The sequence below is a fragment of the Helicobacter trogontum genome, from assembly GCF_000765905.2.
Taxonomy (GTDB): domain Bacteria; phylum Campylobacterota; class Campylobacteria; order Campylobacterales; family Helicobacteraceae; genus Helicobacter_A; species Helicobacter_A trogontum.
Window position 1 is genome coordinate 1 of the sequence record NZ_JRPL02000063.1, and the last position, 2,828, is coordinate 2,828.

Annotated in this window: 1 protein-coding gene; it reads left to right on the top strand. The window is 33.4% G+C overall.

What is annotated here, in order from left to right:
- The coding region (locus tag LS81_RS10600; protein ID WP_034347904.1) for an autotransporter outer membrane beta-barrel domain-containing protein at window positions 1-2,822 on the top strand (2,822 nt) is incomplete at its 5' end.
- Window positions 2,823-2,828: the final 6 nt, after the last annotated feature.

The following is a 2,828-nucleotide window of genomic DNA, read 5'->3' on the forward strand; positions in this document are numbered from 1 at the left end:
AAAAAGGACAAACAGCAATCGCATCTAACACTAAAATAGTTGCCAATGCTTTAAATGTCAATGAGCTTCTACACATCAAAGATTCTAGTAAGCATAGTGGTGTTATGAATATTGAATTAAGTGGCAATGAAGCAGTAAATCAAGATTTTAGTAAATATCTTAATGTGAATGTAGATTCTGAAGAGCTAAAAAATATGAGTGGCAGTGAGATAGCAGATCTCATTAACAAAGCCCAAGAAAATAGCAATGCAAATGTAACAGATTATAAGAATGCAAGTGGTACATATGTAACTACAAGTGATGGTAAACACTATCTCATACTGCCTAATATTGATGCAAGTAATGGGAATATTGCAATTGGCAATACCGCTACAAATGGTGGTAATGTCTTAATAGAGCAAACAGCACTTACACAAGGCGCATTGAATAATTATGGAAAGATTTTACTAGATGCTGGATTTGTAAGTGGTGATAAGCCAACTCTATCTATTAGCGGTAATCTTAACAATTATAATGCAATAGATATAGGTGCAAATGGAACTATATCTGTTAGTGGGACATTTAACAATCAAGGAAGACTTATTTTTAGAATCCAATCTGATCCAAGTAATGCTACCACTGAAGTAAAAAATGGCAGTATGATTATAAGCGGTAATACAACATTTGATATATCACCTGGCACAGCAGGAGCCTTTCAAGCAGATATAGCAGATGCTGCTACATTGGCAAATCTGGGTAATAGCAGCAATAATGGTAAGCAATATAATCTAGTTGCAGTCAATAATGGTGGTTCTATAAATTATACTTACACATATGGTGATTATACAACAACCTTTAGTAAAAATAATGGGAGTGCAAGTATTAGCACAACACATAAAGATGGTAATGATAAATGCCAAAATGCAAATTGCCAAACAGGAAGTGATGGCAATACACAACAAGAAACAGATTTTACAATCAATGGTTACAAAAACCCGTGGGATATGGATAAGGCTCAAAGTGGTTCTAATGGTGATTTAATAGAGAATGAAATAGGTTCTAATGATAATGAGGGTAATCTCATACAAAAGCCAAGCGGACAAGACAAGCAAGAAGCTTGCAAAGAGAATGGGTATTGTGGTTTTGGTGATGGTCCCAATGCAAGTGAGGCAGATAGAGGCTATGATTATGCACAAGAAAAAATGAAAAATAGTTTTGCTTTAACATATAAGGGTGGTAGCATTGATGGTAAATATATTGATATAGAAAAGATTGTGAATGATACAACAATAGGTTTTACAATTAATAAAGTAGATATCAATGACTTTATAGAAGGGAATACTGAGAATCCTTTATGTCATGCAGGATCTAGCACATTTGATTGTGCTTTATATATGGAAGCAGGTGGGAATAACTCATGGATTAATGCAATCAAAAACGAGAGTGCAAATAGTTATGAGATTTTAAAAACACTCTTTTATGATGAAAAATCTTCACTTGTGTTTTTAATCAATCTAGATCAAACACTTGCTGCATCAAGGAATCTAGCATATTTCTTAGAAGTAGGTAGAACATTAGATACAGCACTAAATCATGTATCAAACCTTGAAAATAAAGCATCAACTCTGCATACCTTAACATTATCCATGGAAAGTGCAAAACTTAATCGTTTAGTGCGAGTAGCAAGTATGCATGGTAATGCGAGTAGCTGGATAGCTATGCAAAGCTATCAAAAGAATTTAGAAGCTGCATTAAAAGAAGCAGAAAAGATACGTTATGCAAGTCTAGATTCTAGAATGGCAGCTGTTAATAATGTGGTAAATGCAAATACAGCATACAATAATAGCAGTATGGCGAGCTTGGCATTAAATGATGTTGCTCATGGAGCAACAAATATACAGAGTGATGTTACAAGTGATTCTGCTGTGAATGAGGTATGGTTTGATACATTAGCAGATTTAATTATGAGGTTTAATAAAAGAGAAGAGTATCCAAATCATGCGTGGGTGAATACGCTAGGTAATCTTAACTTCTCAAATACAGGAACAGCCCAACTCTATGGTTTTAATGCTGGATATGATTATTTTGTAGATAGTTTGCAAACTGCATTTGGTGCTTATGGGGGTTATGGCTATGGTATCTTTAATGGAAGCAATAATGGCTTTACCTCAAATAATTCAAATAATATGTTTGCTGGGCTTTATACAAGAACTTTTATTGAGAATCATGAAATAGATGCAACACTAAATACTGCATTTAGTTTCACACATGAGAGACAAAACTCTCAAATCAATAATTTGGATTTACTTGATCTCTTTAGAGACGCATATAGCTATACGCTTTCTAATATAGAATTAAATACAACCTATGGCTATGCTTTCTTAATCAAAAAGGGTTATATAGTAAAACCTTTTGCAGGATTATCTTATTATATTCTAGGTTCAGGTAATTTTAAAAGACAAAGCAATAATACACCTATATTTGCCATGAATACAAATGATAATCTACGACAATCTTTAAGTGTAAATATAGGTGTAGATGGTCGTAAATATTTTGCAAATCAAAGTTATGTTTTTGTTGTGGCACAATTAAAGCAAGATGTGGTTATATTGCAAAATAATGTAGATTCTACTGGCTATGTAAATACTATTATAGGTGATTCTACAAATAACTTTAATATGAGTTATAAAGCTCAAGGTTATCGATCATATGTATTTCTTACAGGTGGTGGGGAGTATAGCTTTGGCAGATGGTATTTAAATGGAAGCTTAAGTGTGCAAAGCAGTGTGTTTGATAAAAACTTTGGCTTAGGTTTTAATGTTGGTGGAAGGGTTGTGTTTTAGGGGGAG